This window comes from Bradyrhizobium sp. BR14999, assembly GCF_056106085.1.
The window spans coordinates 116,783-133,973 of record NZ_CM148536.1 but is presented as its reverse complement, the minus strand read 5'-3'; the positions used below and the strand labels follow the sequence as shown (position 1 = coordinate 133,973).

16 protein-coding genes are annotated in these 17,191 nt (G+C 64.5%); 8 read left to right on the top strand and 8 right to left on the bottom strand.

Annotated features, from left to right (window positions below):
• Positions 1–145: 145 nt before the first annotated feature.
• The 3 genes from ACR9YP_RS00615 to ACR9YP_RS00605 form a co-directional block, all read right to left on the bottom strand.
• Positions 146–601 (bottom strand): hypothetical protein, encoded by a 456-nt coding sequence (locus ACR9YP_RS00615; protein ID WP_438104630.1) that lies wholly within the window; start codon positions 599–601, stop codon positions 146–148.
• Positions 602–684: 83 nt separating this feature from the next.
• Entirely contained in the window at positions 685–1,056 is a 372-nt protein-coding gene (locus tag ACR9YP_RS00610) for an ElaB/YgaM/YqjD family protein (RefSeq protein WP_091882036.1), read from the bottom strand.
• Positions 1,057–1,134: 78 nt separating this feature from the next.
• Positions 1,135–2,247 carry an AI-2E family transporter gene (locus ACR9YP_RS00605; protein WP_474218806.1) on the bottom strand — a complete coding sequence of 371 codons (1,113 nt, stop codon included), beginning with the start codon at positions 2,245–2,247 and terminating at the stop codon, positions 1,135–1,137.
• Between the two features lie 211 nt (positions 2,248–2,458).
• Between ACR9YP_RS00605 and ACR9YP_RS00600 the strand changes: the two genes are divergently transcribed.
• Together ACR9YP_RS00600 and ACR9YP_RS00595 are read left to right on the top strand one after the other, a co-directional pair.
• A complete protein-coding gene (locus ACR9YP_RS00600; protein WP_438104632.1) occupies positions 2,459–3,241 on the top strand; it encodes a L,D-transpeptidase in 783 nt (260 codons plus the stop codon).
• Between the two features lie 17 nt (positions 3,242–3,258).
• Positions 3,259–3,900, top strand: coding sequence for a DUF2865 domain-containing protein (locus ACR9YP_RS00595; protein ID WP_438104633.1), 642 nt, complete (start codon positions 3,259–3,261; stop codon positions 3,898–3,900).
• Between the two features lie 165 nt (positions 3,901–4,065).
• Here ACR9YP_RS00595 and ACR9YP_RS00590 read toward each other — a convergent pair whose 3' ends face one another.
• Positions 4,066–6,159: a methyl-accepting chemotaxis protein gene (locus tag ACR9YP_RS00590; protein ID WP_474218805.1), complete on the bottom strand. Its 2,094-nt coding sequence runs from the start codon at positions 6,157–6,159 to the stop codon at positions 4,066–4,068.
• A 291-nt stretch (positions 6,160–6,450) separates the two neighbouring features.
• Between ACR9YP_RS00590 and ACR9YP_RS00585 the strand changes: the two genes are divergently transcribed.
• Entirely contained in the window at positions 6,451–6,606 is a 156-nt protein-coding gene (locus tag ACR9YP_RS00585; RefSeq protein WP_008546817.1) for a Thivi_2564 family membrane protein, read from the top strand.
• Between the two features lie 62 nt (positions 6,607–6,668).
• On the opposite strand, the gene ACR9YP_RS00580 is transcribed toward ACR9YP_RS00585, so the two are convergent.
• From ACR9YP_RS00580 to cysD, 4 genes are all read right to left on the bottom strand, one after another.
• The gene (locus ACR9YP_RS00580) at positions 6,669–6,869 is read right to left on the bottom strand and encodes a CsbD family protein (protein WP_474218804.1); all 201 of its coding nucleotides are present in this window, start codon (positions 6,867–6,869) and stop codon (positions 6,669–6,671) included.
• 93 nt (positions 6,870–6,962) lie between these two features.
• Positions 6,963–9,128 (bottom strand): malate synthase G, encoded by a 2,166-nt coding sequence (locus ACR9YP_RS00575; protein ID WP_474218803.1) that lies wholly within the window; start codon positions 9,126–9,128, stop codon positions 6,963–6,965.
• A gap of 415 nt (positions 9,129–9,543) precedes the next feature.
• A complete protein-coding gene (gene cysC / locus ACR9YP_RS00570) occupies positions 9,544–11,460 on the bottom strand; it encodes an adenylyl-sulfate kinase (RefSeq protein WP_438104637.1) in 1,917 nt (638 codons plus the stop codon).
• A gap of 22 nt (positions 11,461–11,482) precedes the next feature.
• Positions 11,483–12,277, bottom strand: a complete 795-nt coding sequence (cysD, locus tag ACR9YP_RS00565; RefSeq protein WP_091882044.1) for a sulfate adenylyltransferase subunit CysD — start codon at positions 12,275–12,277, stop codon at positions 11,483–11,485.
• A gap of 244 nt (positions 12,278–12,521) precedes the next feature.
• Here cysD and cysG point away from each other — a divergent pair, with 244 nt between their 5' ends.
• Genes cysG through ACR9YP_RS00540 form a run of 5 tightly spaced genes read left to right on the top strand, consistent with a single transcriptional unit; the run spans position 12,522 to position 17,151 of the window.
• Positions 12,522–13,946, top strand: a complete 1,425-nt coding sequence (gene cysG, locus ACR9YP_RS00560; RefSeq protein WP_438104639.1) for a siroheme synthase CysG — start codon at positions 12,522–12,524, stop codon at positions 13,944–13,946.
• Positions 13,943–14,260 carry a DUF2849 domain-containing protein gene (locus tag ACR9YP_RS00555; protein WP_438104641.1) on the top strand — a complete coding sequence of 106 codons (318 nt, stop codon included), beginning with the start codon at positions 13,943–13,945 and terminating at the stop codon, positions 14,258–14,260. Before cysG ends, ACR9YP_RS00555 begins: the two co-directional genes overlap by 4 nt.
• An 11-nt stretch (positions 14,261–14,271) precedes the next feature.
• Positions 14,272–15,927 carry a nitrite/sulfite reductase gene (locus tag ACR9YP_RS00550; protein ID WP_438104643.1) on the top strand — a complete coding sequence of 552 codons (1,656 nt, stop codon included), beginning with the start codon at positions 14,272–14,274 and terminating at the stop codon, positions 15,925–15,927.
• The gene (locus tag ACR9YP_RS00545; RefSeq protein ID WP_438104645.1) at positions 15,914–16,429 is read left to right on the top strand and encodes a DUF934 domain-containing protein; all 516 of its coding nucleotides are present in this window, start codon (positions 15,914–15,916) and stop codon (positions 16,427–16,429) included. Before ACR9YP_RS00550 ends, ACR9YP_RS00545 begins: the two co-directional genes overlap by 14 nt.
• Positions 16,426–17,151 (top strand): phosphoadenylyl-sulfate reductase, encoded by a 726-nt coding sequence (locus ACR9YP_RS00540; protein ID WP_474218802.1) that lies wholly within the window; start codon positions 16,426–16,428, stop codon positions 17,149–17,151. Before ACR9YP_RS00545 ends, ACR9YP_RS00540 begins: the two co-directional genes overlap by 4 nt.
• Positions 17,152–17,191: the final 40 nt, after the last annotated feature.

Sequence of the window (17,191 nt, the reverse complement as noted above, 5' to 3'; positions counted from 1 at the left end):
AACCGCCTGCCCATCCGAGTAGCGTTTGCGTGATGGCGGGGGCATTCGTGCCGGATGGCGCAAAATTACGCGGGACCGCCCGGACCGATTTGCGATCGATGGATTCGGAGCACTTACGACGAAATTTTCTAACCCGCTCTGACCATTATTCTGCAGGTTCGGCCGACGTCTCGTCTGCTACGCCAGCCCGGCTCGCCATGATTCCGAGTGCGACCCCACCGATCGCGAGGATCGGCAACAGCCGCCTGACGCCGATGGCCCGCACGATCTGAAGTCCCGTAGCGAGCAGCATGGGGTCCGTAAGCATGCTCTGTGCCATCGACTTCGCGGCGCGCTCGGCCGCGATCTGGGCGCGCTTCTGCACCTCGCGCTTGTAGCCCCAATAGGTGCCGGCAGCGGTGAGCGTCAGCAGGAAGAAGATGCCGGCGCCGGCGAGGCAGGCCTGAACCGGACCATATTTCTCCAGGACCGAAATGAACGCCGCGGCGCAGAGGAAGCACGTGGTGATGAAGAGCGCGAATGCCGTGCCTGCGGCCAGCGAGGTCAGTCGCACAGTGGTGCCGGTGGATGCACTGATCCCGTCGATGATGCGCTGAAACATGGCCTTGCTCCTCAACAAGCCGAACCGCCACACGCCGGCATCGGGCGCGGCAGCGCCGCCGTCTCGAGATCCGTTCCGCAAACCTACCGCCGCCAGGCGGCGCCGATCAGGAAGCCGATGCCGAGGGCGAGCCCGACGGTCGCGAGCGGCCGCTGCGTGATGGCCTCTTCCAGCGTCTCCTCGATCGAACCGTAGGCGTCTTGCGCAGCCTCCATCATCGCGCTGCCGCGGTCGGACATGTCGTCCATCGCGGAATCCATGTTCTCGCGCGCCTGGCGATAGCCGCGGCGAGCCTGCCTGCTGGTGGAATTGGCGAAGGTATTGAGCGCGTCGGTGATCTGTTCGGTGAGGGCGGCGATATCGCTTTTCACGGCTGCTACATCCTTCTCGAGGCGTTCCCTGGTGGCTTTGTCGGTCCAGTCCTTCATCCCGGCTTCGGCATTGGTCGTGGACATCGGGAGCTCCAAACTGTTGACGGCTGAGATAGCCGGAGAACGTTTCGTGGTCGGGGAAGTTCCGTTCACGGAAACCGCTCAGGCCTGCGGCAACTGCGGCGAATCCGCCGGCAACAGATGCTCCTTGAGGATCAGGCCGACGATCAGGAGCGGCGACGACAGGAACGCGCCCATCGGGCCCCACATCCAGGTCCAGAATGCCAGCGCGAGCAGGACCGCAAGCGCATTCAGCGCCAGCCGCCGGCCGATGATGGTCGGGGTGATGAAGTGCCCTTCCAGGAAGGTGAGGCCGCCGAAGGCGAGCGCCGCCATCAGCGCGCCGCTGATGGTCGGGAAGGCGACCAGCCCCACCATGACCAGTACGGCGAACATCGCGATCGGCCCGATGATCGGAATGAAGTTGAGCGTTGCCGCAAGTGCGCCCAGGCCGGCCGGATTGGGCATGCCAGTGAGCGCGCAGATGAGGCCGGTGGCGACACCGACACCGACATTGATGATGGTGACGGTCAGGAGGTAACTGCCGAGATGGACCTCGATCTCGTTGAGAATACGCAGTGTGCGCAGCCGCGCGTCGTGATTGCTGAAGTTCATGATCATCGCCCGCCGCAGGTCGCGCCAGCTTGCGATGAACAGAATGAGGGTGACGAAGAACAGCAGAAATTCAGTAAAGGTCGGCGACAAGAATTCCAGCGTCGGCTGCACCCACTCGATCTTCGGCAACTGGAAGCTGGGGAATTCCTCCGAGCCGCCGACCATGGCTTGCAGCTCGCGCCACAGCGCCAGTGGCCGGTCGAACACGTGCAGCTTGTCCTTCAGTTGCGCGCCGAGCTCCGGCAGGTGCGTGCTCCATTCCATCACAGGCGAGGCTATCAGCGCGACCGCGAACGCGACTACTGCCGTCCCGGCGATCACGATCAGGACGGCACCGAGCGCGCGGGGCACCTTGCATCGCTCGAGGAAGCTCGCCGCCGGCGACAGCATGGTGCCGATGACGAAGGCCATCACCACGGGCAGGAAGAACGCTTTTCCGACATAGAGCACGGTGACGACTGCAATCAGCAGGAGGCCTGCGAGTGCGAAAGCGACGAACTCGGTGCGGCGGATGACCGGTGGCAGCTCACTATGGCTGTCGGGAAGCGGTTCACCTTCGCTGTTGCCGGGAATCAGACGTTCGCTGGGAAGGACGCGCACAATATCTCTCCCGCACGCGCAACTCGCGATCCGCGCGCCCATCGACGATCCGACAACGTGCTGGCTGAGCAAGGGTTCCGTCGCGGCTTCGTGAAGACGCGCTCGCTTGACTGTGACGTCGCTGCCGCAGAGTTCGGCGGAACCTGAGTCGGCCCGGTCGCGTTTGTTGGCGACAGCATCACCCAGATGCACACATCCAACGGGGCAGCTCATGACAAGGTTCTCTCTCGTCCGCCGCTTCTCACCGCGCGCCGTCACTGCGTTTGCCTTCGCAAGCGCACTGCTCATCATGCCCTTTGGCGGCGCGCGTGCGCAAACCCTCGGCTTCGTGCCGATGCAGTCGCAGTCGTATCCACAGGACCAGGGCTATTCACAGGCTTATGGAAGCGAGGCACCGCAAGCCGCAGACGAGGACGCCCGGCTGCCCGATCGGCTGCGCAGGCAGATCGTCAGCTTCGACAGGAGCGAGCCGGCCGGCACCATCGTCATCGATACCAACAACACCTATCTCTACTACGTGCTCGGCCAGGGACGCGCGATCCGCTATGGCGTTGGTGTCGGCCGCGAGGGCTTCACCTGGGCGGGCGTTCAGAGCATCAGCCGCAAGGCCGAGTGGCCGGACTGGCATCCGCCGGCCAAAATGATCGCGCGCCAACCCTATCTGCCGCGCTTCGTGGCGGGCGGTCCGGGTAACCCGCTCGGTGCCCGTGCGATGTATCTCGGCTCGAGCGAATACCGCATCCACGGCACCAACGATCCCAGCACCATCGGCAAGTTCGTCTCGTCCGGCTGCATCCGCTTGACCAATGAGGACGTCATCGACCTGTTCGGCCGCGTCAATGTCGGGACGAAGGTCGTGGTGCTGCCAAAGAACGCGCCGCTGATGGCCAAGGGAAGCGACAAGGCAGGCGATTCCGTGCGCAAGCACCCGGCCATGACGACGCTGCCCTCGGGCCACCAGGCGCTGAACATCTCGGCGTCGTCGGTGAACTGAGAGTTGAGTGAGGCTACATGAAGAGACGTTCGATAGCTGGCGGTGCGGCGGCCGTGTTCACCATCATCTCTCTCGGCCTTGCGCTGACGCCCTCGGCGTATGCGGAGGACTTTTTCTCGGCGCTGTTCGGCGCGTTCGGCGTGCGGCCTCCCCAGATCCGGATGCCGTTCCCGAACGATGACATGCCGCGCTACGACATGCCGCGCCAGCGAGCCGCCTATGGTGGCGGCGCCGCCTATTGCGTGCGCGGATGCGACGGCCGCTATTTTCCGGCGCAAGGAACGGATGCCGAAAGCAAGGCGCAGTCCTGCAAGAGCTTCTGCCCGGCGTCCGAAACCTCGCTGGTCTATGGCAGCAATATCGACGATGCCACGACGGAGAACGGAAAGTCCTATTCCGATCTGCCGAACGCGTTCCGCTATCGCAACGAGATCGTCGCGGGCTGCACCTGCAACGGCAAGGATCCGGTCGGGCTCGCCCAGGTCAAGGTCGAGGACGACCCCACCTTGCGCAAGGGTGACATCGTCGCCGGCGCGGGCGGCCTGGTGGTCGCCACCCGCAACGCCAACGACCGCCGCGGCGTCGCGATGAATTTCTCGCCGCTGCCGGAATCCGTCCGCGCCAGATTCCGTCAGGTGCCGGTGGTGGCGAAGGAGTAGGGCGTAGCGCTCCCCCAACGTCGTCCTGGCGAAAGCCAGGACCCATTACCCCTAATGTAGCCCGGGCGGCACGCTGATAACCATCAGCCTGCCCATTTCAGAGGCCGGTGCTTATGGGTCCTGGCCTTCGCCAGGACGACACCGAATGTGTGGCGCCCGCGTGCCCTACGCCGCCCGGATCTTGCCCAGGAAATCGCTGACCTGCTGACCAAGCTGACGGCTCTGCGTCTCGAGCGTCTCCGAGGCCTGCTTGACGTTTTCGGCGGCACCGGCCGCGGTGTCGGCATCGGCCTTCACGCCGGTGATGTTGTCCGAGACGTTCTTGGTGCCCTGCGCCGCATATTGCGTGCTGCGGGTGATCTCCTGGGTCGCCGCACCCTGTTCCTGCACGGCGGCAGCGATGGCGGTGGCGACCTCGTTCACTTCGCCGATGATGCCGCCGATGGCCTGGATCGCGTTGATGGCGTCGCCCGCGACCTTCTGGATGTCGGCGATCTGCTCGGAGATTTCATCGGTCGCCTTCGCGGTCTGGCTCGCCAGTGACTTCACCTCCGATGCCACCACGGCAAATCCGCGCCCCGCTTCGCCGGCACGGGCGGCCTCGATCGTGGCATTGAGCGCGAGCAAATTGGTCTGCGCCGCGATGGTGTTGATCAGCCCGACCACCTCGCCGATGCGCCCCGCCGACTGCGCCAGCCCTTGCACCGTGCTGTCGGTTTCGCGCGCTTGGTTGACGGCGCGACTGGCGATGCCTGCGGCATGCGCGGCCTGCTGGCTGATGTCATTGATTGAAGCGGAGAGCTCCTCGGCCGCTGCCGCGACGCTCTCCACACTCGTAGAGGCATCGTTCGAGGCCTTGCCGGCGACCTCGACGCGTTCATTGGTCTGGCGCGATACCGCCGACAGATCGCCCGAGGTCTTGCGCATCTCGCCGGACGCCTCGCTCAACTCGCCCAGCGATTTGCGCACCACGCCCTCGAACTCGCCGACATAGGCCTCCATCGCACGCTGACGTGCGGCGGCGCCGGCGTTACGTTCGCGCTCCTGCGCCTCGATCTTGAGCTTGTCGATCGCCTGCTGCTTGAAGGTTTCGAGCGCGCCGGCAAGCGAGCCGATCTCGTCCTGGCGGTCGAGATAGCCGGGATCGACGGTGAGGTCGCCGCCAGCGACTTTGAGCATGGCGTCGCGGATCCTGTGCAGCGGCGTGATCACGCGGCGGCTGACCGCCAGCATGGCCGCGCCCGTGAACAGAATCGCGGCAATCAGCAGCACAAGCTGGGTCAGCAGCGATTGCAGCGCCTGCGCGCGCTGGCTGGTGGAATGGTCCCTGGCGACGCCAAGCGCGGTATCGGCGAGCTTGATCGCGCTCGCCATCCGGCCGACCGAGTAGGGGCTCCACTGATTGGCAGTCATCGACGCCTTCTCGCCCTTGGCGATTGCGGCGATGATGCCGTCGCGCGTGGTGAGATATTGCGGGTCGAAATAGAACGATTTGGTTTCCGCCACGGCCGCAGCCAGCGCCGGCGGCAATTGCATGCCCGATGCGGCGAGCTCGGTCGCGCTCCAGGCCGTCTCGGTGCCGCCGATCCATTTGGTGAAAGCGAGCTGGACCTCGGGCGAGATCTTGCCGCTGTTGAGCGCGTTGCCGACGATCAGCGAGGATTCACCCGCGTTGACGCGCAACAGCCAGGCCATCTGCTTGATCATCAGCAGTTGATCGATCATTGCGTCCTGATGATTGACGCTCGCGGCCAGCACGGGCGACAGCTTTTCGAGGATGGCCATCAGCCCGTCCTCGCTCTCGAGATACTCTTTGACAAGCGCCGCGCGACGCGATGCCCTGGGCTTGGCGACCTCAGTCCAGAACTCAGCCTGCTGCGCCAGCAGCGCCTTGTTCAGCCGGTCGAGATCGGCAACCACCGTCCTACCCTGAGGCAAGTCGATCAAGGGTAAAATCTCGATCGCACGTGCCAGGGCGGGCATCAGCTCGCCGCGGATGCCGCGGATGTATGTCTCGATTTCCTTGTCCATCTGGATGTCGGAGGTCAGCTGACGACTGCTGGTCGAGCGGTCGGAGCGGAGGTTCGCCATCGCCTTGAACACATCGGCGCAGGCCGCTGCTACCGCGACGATCCGGTTGGCCTGCTGAAGCCGGATCCACGAATTCCATGCGCTGATCGAGAAGCCGATCACGACGACGAGTGCGGTGGACAGGATCACCGCTTTCAGCAACGTGGATACGGTCAGGCGGTTGAGCATCGGATCCCCCGGTACGCGTTTCGAAGTTCGTGGCCCCCAACGGCAGCCCCCTACGAACTTCGAACGACCAAAGGGATGCGCGCAGCAAAGGCGCCGGCCGGTGGCACGCGCCTGAAGCGCATTTGGCCTCAAAAGGGTAAAAACTTAGACAGTGATGCTGCCGTAAAATTACGGAGGTCTTTGCTGCTTCGAGCAAATACGAGAAATTGCAAGGGGTTGCAGGGGCGGAACCCGCGCGCCTTACGGGCGTTAGGGACAAGGCAGCAATTTGCCTGAAGGGGGGTCCTAGCGATGCTGGTCGGCGTACTCGTCACCTTTCTCGTCGTTATTCTCGTACTTTATCTCATCAACATGTTGCCGATGGACGGCCGCGCCAAGCAGATCGCGCGCGTGATCGTCATCATCATCGGCATCGTGTCGCTCCTGAAATATCTTGCGGTGTTTTAGCGGATCTACGGCCATTCCAACAAACAAGCCCCGGCCTGGGCCGGGGCTTGTTTCGTGTTGCCTCAATGCAGCGACTTGAGCCAGTCGTCGACGTCCTGACGAACCTGGTCCTTGGCCTTGCCGTAACGTTCCTGGAGTTGGCCCTCGAGCTGCTCGCGACGCCCCTCGATCAATCGGAGGTCGTCGTCAGTGAGCTTGCCCCATTTCTCCTTGGCCGAGCCCTTGAACTGCTTCCAGTTTCCTTCGATGCGATTCCAGTCCATGACCATCTCCATCGCGTTGATGGCCTACAACGCAAGCGGCGCGCAGCCGTTCCGCTGCGCGCCGCGACGTTTCGCCGTTCGAACTGAGGCTATTTAACCCGCTGCCTTCGCCTCGCGGCGGCGGGCGGTGAGGATGTACTCGGTGTAGCCGTTCGGCTGCTCGCGGCCCTTGAAGATGAGGTCGCAGGCCGCCTTGAAGGCGACGCCGTCGAAGGCGGGCGCCATCGGCTTGTAGATTGGATCGCCCGCGTTCTGCTTGTCGACGACGGCGGCCATGCGCTTCAGGGACTCCATCACCTGCGCTTCGGTGATGACGCCCTGGTGCAGCCAGTTGGCGAGATGCTGGCTGGAGATGCGTAAAGTAGCGCGGTCTTCCATCAGGCCGACATCGTGGATGTCGGGCACCTTCGAGCAGCCGACGCCCTGATCGATCCAGCGCACGACATAGCCGAGGATGCCCTGGCAGTTGTTGTCGATCTCCTGCCTGACGTCGTCAGGCGCCCAGTTCGACTTCGACACCGGGATGGTGAGGATGTCCGAGAGCTTTGCGCGCGGTCCGCCCTTGGTCAGTTCCTCTTGGCGCGCGATGACGTTGACCTGGTGGTAGTGCAGCGCGTGCAGCGTCGCGGCGGTCGGCGAGGGCACCCAGGCGGTGGTGGCGCCGGCCTGCGGATGGCTAAGCTTCTGCGCCAGCATGTCCGCCATCTTGTCAGGCGCGGCCCACATGCCCTTGCCGATCTGGGCGTGCCCGGGAAGGCCGTCGATCAGGCCCATGTCGACGTTCCAGTCCTCATAGGCCTTGATCCAGGCCTGCGCCTTCATCTCGTTCTTGCGGATCATCGGGCCCGCTTCCATCGAGGTGTGGATCTCGTCGCCGGTGCGGTCGAGGAAGCCGGTGTTGATGAACATGATGCGCTTGGAGGCGCGCTGGATGCAGGCCTTGAGGTTGACGGTGGTGCGCCGCTCCTCGTCCATGATACCGACCTTGAGCGTGTTCTCGGGCAAGCCCAGCAACTTCTCCACGCGGTCGAAGATCTCGCAGGTCAGCGACACCTCGTCGGGGCCGTGCATCTTCGGCTTGACGATATAGGCAGATCCCGTGCGGCTATTCTTGACCTTGGAATTGCCCTTGAGGTCGTGAATGGCGAGCAGGCCCGACACGGCGGCGTCTAACAGGCCCTCGGGAATCTCCTCGCCCTTCTCGTCCAGCACCGCGTCGGTGAACATGTGGTGACCGCAATTGCGCATCAGGAGCAGGCTGCGGCCGTGCAGCTTGAGCTCGCTTTTGCCATCCGGCGTCTTGTAGCTGCGGTCGGCGTTCAGCGAGCGCGTCAGCGTCTTGCCGCCCTTCTCGAAATCGGCCGACAGCGTGCCGTTCATCAGGCCGAGCGTGTTGCGGTAGACCAGCACCTTGTCCTCGGCATCGACTGCGGCGACGGAGTCCTCCATGTCGAGGATGGTGGAGACCGCGGCCTCCATGATCATGTCGGCGACGCCGGCCGGATCGTCCTTCCCGATCGCGCTGCTGCGGTCGATCTTGACCTCGACATGTAGGCCGTTGTTGACGAGCAGCACGGCGGACGGAGCGGCCGCATCGCCCTGGAAGCCCGCGAACTGCGCCGCGTTCTTCAGCGCGGTGGCATTGCCGCTCTTCAGCTTCACCGCGAGCTGGCCCGCGACGACGCTATAGGCGGTGACGTCGGTGTGGCTGCCGGTCGCCAGCGGCACGGCGGTATCGAGGAATGCCTTGGCCTTGGCGATCACCTTGTCGCCGCGCGCCTTGTTGTAGCCCTTGCCGCTCTCGGAAGGATCATGCGGAATGGCGTCGGTGCCGTAGAAGGCGTCGTAGAGCGAGCCCCAGCGCGCATTCGCCGCATTCAGCGCATAGCGCGCATTGGTGAGCGGCACGACGAGCTGCGGGCCGCAGATCTTGCCGATCTCCTCGTCGACATTGGCCGTCTCGACCTTCTGCGTCGCCGGCTCCGGGACGAGATAGCCGATCTCCTTCAGGAAGGCGGTATAGGCGTTGAGGTCGAACGCCTTGCCCTTGTTGGCGCGGTGCCAATCGTCGATCTTGGCCTGCAGCGTGTCGCGGAATGCGAGCAACGACCGGTTCTTCGGCCCCAGCTCCTTGATGATGCCGGCAAGCCCGGCCCAGAACGCATCCGGCGCGATCCCTGTTTTCGGGGCCGCTTCCTTGGCGATGAAATCGAACAGGACGGGAGCGATCTTCAATCCGTGGGCATCGACGCGTTTCATGATGGGCTTTCTTGTTGGAAATGGCTGTTTTTGGCTGCTTTTGACCCGACAGCAGCAAAATGCGCCCATAGGAGGCGGCTTTCGGGGGCCTATTAGCCCCAAAATCAAGGCCGTGAGAAGACCCCTAGGGGGTTGTCAAAATGTCAAGATAGGCCGGCGGGCGGGCGGGGGCCGCACCTAGACGTCAAATGCCAAGCAATGGGCGCGATCTCTCCCCGGCGTCGTCCCGGCCTAGCGCGCAATTGCGCGCGGGGGCCGGGACCCATAACCACAGCGAGAAATTTGGCGAAGATTAGTAGTTCGGGACTCGCACCTCATCCCACCGAAAGATCACGCGGTATGGGTCCCGGCCCCCCGCGCGCAATTGCGCGCTAGGCCGGGACGACACCGATGATGTGGCGCGATGGTCGGCGACTCAAATATTCGCGGCGAGGTCCACGACTTCGTCGAACAGCACGCCGGTGGTCTTCAGCATGCGCTCGATCTCGTCGGCGGCATCGGCGACGGTCCGTGCCGACGTATCGATCACGAGCTCGGCCGCCTGCGGCGCCTCGTAGTCGTTGCCGATGCCGGTGAACGAGGTGAGTGCGCCGGCGCGGGCCTTCTTGTAGTGGCCCTTGGGGTCGCGCTCCTCGCACACGCCCGCAGGCGTCGCGACATGGATTTCGCGGAACGCAGTGTCGGCGATCCGGCGCGCAGTGGCGCGGTCCTCGCGCGCCGGCGAGACCGCGGCGACGATGGCGATGTGGCCGTTGCGGGCGAGGTGCGTCGCGACTTCCGCAAGGCGGCGGATGTTCTCGCTGCGATCACTGGCGGTGAAGCCGAGATCGCTGTTGAGCCCGGCGCGCAGCGTGTCGCCGTCGAGCAGGATCGGCGAGCCGCCATTGGTGAACAGCCGTCGCTCCAGCGCCTTGGCCAAGGTCGACTTGCCGGAGGCGGGCAGACCCGTGAGCCAGACCACGGCACCGTTGTGGCGGTAGCGCGCGGAGCGCTCGTCAGAGCGCAGCGCCGATTCCACCGGCACGATGTCGACCGGCACGGCGCGCTGACCGGCATCAACCGACAGCACGAGGCCGCCGCCGGCGATGCGCCCGGACACCTCGATCACGAGACGTCCGGTGCGCGGGTTCTCGGTGTAGGGATCCGTTGCGATCGGATTCGAAAGCGAAATGTCGATCTCGCCGACATGGTTGCGGCCGATCGCCTTGTTCTCGCTGCTTTCGAGCTCGCCGGGATCGACCGCCTTCTCGATCGCCACCACGGTGGCGCGGCTTTCCTTCGGCCCGCAGCGGACCAGGAGCTGATCGCCCTTGGCGAGCGGCTTGTCGTGCAGCCAGAAGATGCGCGCGCGCAGACGGCGCGTCTCGCGCGGTGCGGTGCCGGCATGCGCGATGATGTCGCCGCGCTCGATGAACAATTCGCGGTCGAGCGTGATGCCGACCGAGCGGCCGGCGCCCTGCCGGCCCGCGACCGGTGTCACCGGCCAGCTCTCGACCGTCTTGATCTTGGCGATCTTGCCGGCCGGCATGATCACGATCTCGTCGCCCGCAATCAGGCTGCCGGATTCGATGCGGCCCGCGACGATGCGGCGGTCGTCGAACTTGTAGATCGCCTGCACCGGCAGCCGCAGCGCCAGCGTCTCCAGCGGCCGCGCCGGCTCGAGGGCGTCGAGCGCTTCGACCACCGTCGGGCCCTTGTACCAGCCGATCCGGTCGGTGCGCTGCGCGACGCCGTCGCCGTCGCGCGCGGAAATCGGGATCACGGCCGTGGGCCTCACGCCGAGGCCGTTGAGATGCGCCGAGATCTCGTCGCTGATGTCCTTGAAGCGCTCAGCGGAGAAATCGACGCGGTCCATCTTGTTGACGACGACCGCAACCTGCTTCACGCCCAAGAGATGCAGCAGATAGCCGTGCCGCCTCGTCTGGTCGCGCACGCCTTCGAGCGCGTCGATGATCAGCACCGCGCCGTCGGCCTGCGAGGCGCCGGTGATCATGTTGCGCAGGAATTCCGCATGGCCGGGTGCATCGATCAGCACGATGTCGCGCGAATTGGTGCGGAAGCGGATCTGCGTGGTGTCGATGGTGATGCCCTGGTCGCGCTCGGTCTGGAGTGCGTCGAGCAGGAACGACCATTCGAACGGCATGCCGCGCCGTGCGCTGACGGCCTTGAGCATTTCGAGCTTGCCGTCGGGCAGGCTGCCGGTCTCGTGCAGGAGGCGGCCGACCAGCGTCGACTTGCCGTGGTCGACATGGCCGACGATGACGATGCGCACTTGCGGACGCGTGGTGCCATTCGGAGTGGCCGGCGAAGCCGTGGTGACGATCATGTTCATGCGACGCTCGCGTCCTTGGGAGTCAGAGATAGCCGGCGACGCGCAGGCGCTCGAAAGCGTCCTCGGTCTCGTGGTCGAGCGCGCGCCCGGCGCGCTCCGGCACTTTGGTCTGTTCGAGCTCGATCAGGATTTCGTCGATGCTGACGGCGGTCGAAGCGACCGGATTGGTGATGTCCTGATCGCCCAGCGAGCGATAGCGCTTGCCGTCCTTGGCGAGGTACAGCGGAATGATCGGGATGTTCTCGCGCTTGGTGTAGGCCCAGATGTCGGCCTCGGTCCAATGCAGGATCGGGTGGATGCGCAAATGCGCGCCTTGCGGCGGCGAGGCATTGAAATGATCCCAGAACTCCGGCGGCTGATCGCGCACGTCCCAATTGCCTTCCAGTCCGCGCGGCGAGAACACGCGCTCCTTGGCGCGCGTCGCCTCCTCATCGCGGCGAATGCCGGCGATCAGGCCGTCAAAGCCATACTTGGCGAGCGCCATCTTGAGACCTTCGGTCTTGCGCGCGGCGGAACGCGCGGCCGGCGGCAATGTCGGATCGACGGCATCGATCGGCGGGCAGGGCTCGACGCGCAAATCGAGGTCCCACTCTTTGCCGTAATGATCGCGGAAGCGATACATCTCCGAAAACTTCTTGCCGGTGTCGACATGAAGGGCCGGGAACGGCATCTTGCCGAAGAAGGCTTTCCGCGCCAGCCAGATCATCACGTTGGAGTCCTTGCCGAGCGACCACAGCAGGGCGATCTTCTTCAGCCGTGCGAAGGCCTCGCGGAAGATGTAGATGCTCTGCGCCTCGAGCTGGTCGAGATGATCCATGCTTGGGGCAAGCTCGGCAGAAAATTCTTGCGCGCGCACGCGTTCAGCCAGTGCCGGATTGCTCAGTCGATCAGCAGCGGAATCGTCCTTGAGAAGATGCATCTCTGCCACTTTGCGTTTGGAGGCGAAAATTCTATAGTTGCAGTGCGGAAGAGAAGAAAAAATTTTCTCTTTGCGCGCTCGAAACGAGACATATATAGAAAATAATTCCAGTCAACCCCGTTTGTGGGGAAGCGGGTATCACATGCGGTTCTTGCCGGTGTTTCTCGATATCAAGACCGGTCCGGTGGTCCTCATCGGCGCGGGTGAGCTTTTGCGCGCCAAGCTGCGCGTGCTCGCTGCTGCCGGCGCGCGCATCCGCGTGCATGCGATCGATGGCGATCATGATCTGAGCCTCAGCTCCGAGGACGCCGCACGCGTTGAATTCGCATCTGATGATCCGCTGGCAGCCGATCTCTCCGGCGTCATCGCTGTCGTCTGCGCGGGTGCGGGTGATGTCGGTGTCGCGATGTCGGTTCGCGCCAAGGCGTTGGGCCTGCCCGTCAACGTGATGGACGATCTCGAACATTCCAGCTTCATCTTCCCGGCGATCGTCGATCGCGGCGATGTCGTGGTTGCGGTCGGCACCGGCGGCACCTCGCCGGTGGTGGCGCGGCGCGTGCGCGAGAAGATCGAGGCGCTGCTGCCGGCCCGCATCGGCGAGCTCGCCGAATTCATCGGCGGCTTCCGCAAATCCATCAACGAGCGCATCGCCGAATTTCCGCTGCGTCGCCGCTTCTGGGAGCGCGTCATCGACGGGCCGATCGGCGCTGCCGTGCTCGCCGATCGCAAGAGCGAAGCGGATGCGGCGCTCAAGGCTATTGCTGATCCCTCCGCCTTCGCGCGCGCCGACAAGCCGGAAGGCTCGGTCGCGCTGGTCGGCGCCGGGCCCGGCGATCCCGATCTCCTCACCATCAAGGCGCTGCGCGCGCTGCAGGATGCCGATATCGTCTTTCATGACGAGTTGGTCTCGCCTGAAATTCTCGACCGCATCCGCCGCGATACCACGCGCGTTGCCGTCGGCCGCCGTGTCGGCAAGCCCGGCATCGGCCAGGATGCCATCAACAAGCGCATGATCGAGGCCGCGCAATCCGGCCAGCGCGTGGTGCGGCTGAAAGGCGGCGATCCCTTCGTGTTCGGCCGCGGCGGCGAAGAGATGGAAGCCTTGCGTGCCGCCGGCATCGCCTATTCGATCATTCCCGGTATCACGGCAGGTATCGGCGGTGCCGCCGATTTCGAAGTGCCGCTCACCTACCGTCATGAAGCAACCCGCATCACCTTCCTCACTGCGCACAAGGCGCGCGATGCGGAAGTCGTGGACTGGTCGACGCTGACCGACACCAAGATGACCGTCGTCGTCTACATGGGCACGACCGCCGCGCCCGCCATACGCGCCGGCCTCTTCGCTGCCGGCCGTTCGCCGGAAACCCCGGTCGGGGTGTTCGCCCGCGTCACGCGCCCCGATGCGCAAGGCGCGATCGGCACGCTCCGCGACCTGCCCGAGCTCGTGCGGCGGACCAATGGCGGTCCTGCCATTCTCATCATCGGCGAGGTGGTCCGGCATGCCGGCTCGCTTCGCCGCCAAACTCCCAACCTAATCATCTCTGACCTCCTGGATGCAGCCGAATGACCTCCCCGCTTGAACAGAAGAAGATCAAAATCGCCGGCCCCTCGGTCGTGACCGCCAACCGCACCTGGGACGGCATCGTGGTCTATCGCACCGCCGTCAAGGGCTGGTCCGCGGACCTGTCGGAAGCCGCGATCGTGCGCAACTCCGACGAGGCGAAGGCGTTGCTTGCTGAGTCCGTCGCCGATGACGTCGGCGCGATCGGTCCCTATATCGCGCCGGTGCAGATCGGTGCGGACGGCAAGGTCCAGCCCGGCAATCTGCGCGAACAGATCCGCCGCACCGGCGTCACCATCGGACAGCCGGCCCAGGTTTAAGGCGCTTTCTTATGTATGCTTACGACGAAATCGACCGCACGCTCGTCAACGAGCGCGTCTCGGAGTTCCGCGACCAGGTGAAGCGGCGCCTCTCCGGCGAGCTCACCGAGGACGAGTTCAAGATCCTGCGGCTCCAGAACGGCGTCTATCTGCAGCTGCACGCCTACATGTTCCGGGTCGCGATCCCCTACGGCACGTTGGCGACCAACCAGCTGCGGGCGCTCGCTCATGTCGCGCGCAAATATGACCGCGGCTATGGCCATTTCACCACGCGGCAGAACATCCAGTTCAACTGGATCAAGCTCGCCGAGCTGCCGGATGCGCTGGCCGATCTCGCCAAGGTCGGCATCCACGCGATGCAGACCTCCGGCAACAACATGCGCAACGTCACCTCGGACCAGTGGGCCGGCGTCGCGCCCGGTGAGATCGAGGATCCCCGCATCTGGTCGGAGCTGATCCGCCAGCACACCACGCTGCATCCGGAATTCTCGTTCCTGCCGCGCAAGTTCAAGATCGCGATCACCGCGTCCGATCACGACCGCGCCGCGATCAAGATCCACGACATCGGCCTCCGGCTGATCAAGAATGAGAAGGGCGAGACCGGCTTCGAAGTGCTGGTCGGAGGTGGCCTCGGCCGCACGCCGTTCATCGCCAAGACCATCAAGCACTTCGTGCATGGCCGCGACATCCTCAGCTATATCGAGGCGATCCTGCGCGTCTACAATCAGTACGGCCGCCGCGACAACATCTACAAGGCGCGCATCAAAATCCTGGTGCACGAGCTCGGCATCGAAAAATTCTCCCGCGAGGTCGAGGACGAGTGGCAGCACATCCGCAGTTCCTCGCTCCAGATCGACGACGAGGTGATCGAGGACATCCGTTCGCGCTTCACCTATCCCGCCTACGAGAAGCTGCCGCACATGCCGGACGAGCTGCGGCAGGCCGCGGCCGATCCGGATTTCGAGGCGTGGCGCAAGAACTCGGTGGCCCCGCACAAGGTGCAGGGCTATTCGATCGTCACGATCTCGCTGAAGCCGACCGGTGGGCCTCCGGGTGATGCTACCGCTGAGCAGATGGACGCGCTGGCCGACCTCGCCGACAAATATTCCTTCGGCGAGATTCGCGTCGGCCACGAGCAGAACCTGGCGCTGCCGCACGTTGCCAAGCGCGACCTGCCGGCGCTCTGGAAAGCGCTCGACAAGCTTGGGCTGGCGACGCCCAACGTCAATCTGATCACCGACATCATCGCCTGCCCGGGTCTCGACTATTGCTCGCTGGCGAATGCGCGCTCGATCCCGATTGCGCAGGAGCTGACGCGGCGGTTCGCCAATCACGAGCTCGCCAACCTGATCGGCCGTCTTCACATCAACATCTCCGGCTGCATCAATGCCTGTGGCCATCACCATGTCGGCCACATCGGCATTCTCGGCGTCGAGAAGAATGGCGAGGAGGTCTACCAGATCACCATCGGCGGCCGCGCCGACGAGAACGCAGCGCTCGGCACCCTGATCGGCCCGGGCGTGAAGTTCGACGAGGTCGCCGACGTCGTCGAGGACATCGTGGAAGCTTATCTGGCGCTGCGCGAGCGGCCCGAAGAGCTGTTCATGGACACGGTGAAACGCCTCGGCGTCGAACCCTTCAAGGAGCGCGTCTATGCCACTCGTTAACGGCGGAAAGATCGTCGACGACAGCTTCGTCAAGCTTGCCGTCGATACGCCGCTGCCCGAGAGCGGCGACATCCTGGTGCCGGCCGAACGTTTCCTCGGTGAGGCGGAAGGCCTGCTCAAGCGCGCCGGCAAGGTCGGCGTGATCTGGCCCAACAATCGCGACATCGCCGAGCTCGTGCCCTATCTCGGCAAGGTCGCCACGGTCGCGCTGGTGTTTCCGACTTTCCGCGACGGCCGTGCCTACAGCCAGGCCCGGCTGCTGCGCGAGCGCTACAATTACCGCGGCGAATTGCGTGCCACCGGCCAGGTGCTGCGCGACCAGTTCGTATTCATGCTGCGCGCCGGCTTCGATGCCTTCGAGGTCAAAAAGCAGGCCGACGCGGAAGCCTTCATGCAGACCGCCAAGCGCTATTCGGTGTTCTACCAGCCGACCGGCGACGGCCGCATCACGGCGCTGCACCGGCGCATGCAGTTGCGCCATTCCGAAGGTGTCGGCACGTGAACGCGATCGCGCCTCAGGTTTCGTCCATCTCTGCGCTGCCCCCGGCGGACGAGCTCGATCGGAGCTTACGCGATGCCTCGCCCGCGGAGGTCATCGCCGCGGCGCTGAGGACGGTCGGCCGCGACAAGCTCGCGCTGGTGTCGTCCTTCGGTACGGAATCGGCGACGCTGCTCAAGGTGATGGCGGACGTCGACCCGGCGATCCCGGTGATCTTTCTCGACACTGGCTGGTTGTTCGAAGAGACGCTCGCCTATCGCGACACTTTGATCGCGACGCTGGGCCTGAAGGACGTCCGTTCGATCAAGCCGGCCGAGGAAACACTATCGCGCGACGATCCCGACCGCGACCTCTGGTTCTCCGATCCCGACGCCTGCTGCCGCATCCGCAAGGTGGAGCCGCTGGCGCGTGCGCTCAAGCCGTTCTCTGCCTGGCTCAACGGCCGCAAGCGTTTCCAGGGCAACGCACGCGCCGACATTCCGGTCGTCGAGGACGACGGCGCACGGTTGAAGTTCAATCCCTTCGCCAATGTCTCGCGCGAGGAACTCGAGGCAATGTTCGTCCGCGCCAAATTGCCGCGTCACCCTCTTGTCGCCTCCGGTTTCCTGTCGGTTGGGTGTATGCCTTGCACGAGCAGAACGGCCGAAGGCGAGGACTCTCGCGCCGGTCGCTGGCGCGGCCGGGCCAAGACAGAATGCGGCATTCACACGATGAAGGCTTCGTAGCACGGTTACGCTGCCACGCTGCGAACAAGAAAATCCGGTT

Coding starts and splice junctions, on each gene's coding strand:
- ACR9YP_RS00615 (WP_438104630.1), bottom strand. CDS start 601: ATGTTTCAGCGCATCATCGACGGGATCAGTGCATCCACCGGCACCACT.
- ACR9YP_RS00610 (WP_091882036.1), bottom strand. CDS start 1,056: ATGTCCACGACCAATGCCGAAGCCGGGATGAAGGACTGGACCGACAAA.
- ACR9YP_RS00600 (WP_438104632.1), top strand. CDS start 2,459: ATGACAAGGTTCTCTCTCGTCCGCCGCTTCTCACCGCGCGCCGTCACT.
- ACR9YP_RS00595 (WP_438104633.1), top strand. CDS start 3,259: ATGAAGAGACGTTCGATAGCTGGCGGTGCGGCGGCCGTGTTCACCATC.
- ACR9YP_RS00590 (WP_474218805.1), bottom strand. CDS start 6,159: ATGCTCAACCGCCTGACCGTATCCACGTTGCTGAAAGCGGTGATCCTG.
- ACR9YP_RS00585 (WP_008546817.1), top strand. CDS start 6,451: ATGCTGGTCGGCGTACTCGTCACCTTTCTCGTCGTTATTCTCGTACTT.
- ACR9YP_RS00580 (WP_474218804.1), bottom strand. CDS start 6,869: ATGGACTGGAATCGCATCGAAGGAAACTGGAAGCAGTTCAAGGGCTCG.
- ACR9YP_RS00575 (WP_474218803.1), bottom strand. CDS start 9,128: ATGAAACGCGTCGATGCCCACGGATTGAAGATCGCTCCCGTCCTGTTC.
- cysC (WP_438104637.1), bottom strand. CDS start 11,460: ATGAACATGATCGTCACCACGGCTTCGCCGGCCACTCCGAATGGCACC.
- cysD (WP_091882044.1), bottom strand. CDS start 12,277: ATGGATCATCTCGACCAGCTCGAGGCGCAGAGCATCTACATCTTCCGC.
- cysG (WP_438104639.1), top strand. CDS start 12,522: ATGCGGTTCTTGCCGGTGTTTCTCGATATCAAGACCGGTCCGGTGGTC.
- ACR9YP_RS00555 (WP_438104641.1), top strand. CDS start 13,943: ATGACCTCCCCGCTTGAACAGAAGAAGATCAAAATCGCCGGCCCCTCG.
- ACR9YP_RS00550 (WP_438104643.1), top strand. CDS start 14,272: ATGTATGCTTACGACGAAATCGACCGCACGCTCGTCAACGAGCGCGTC.
- ACR9YP_RS00545 (WP_438104645.1), top strand. CDS start 15,914: ATGCCACTCGTTAACGGCGGAAAGATCGTCGACGACAGCTTCGTCAAG.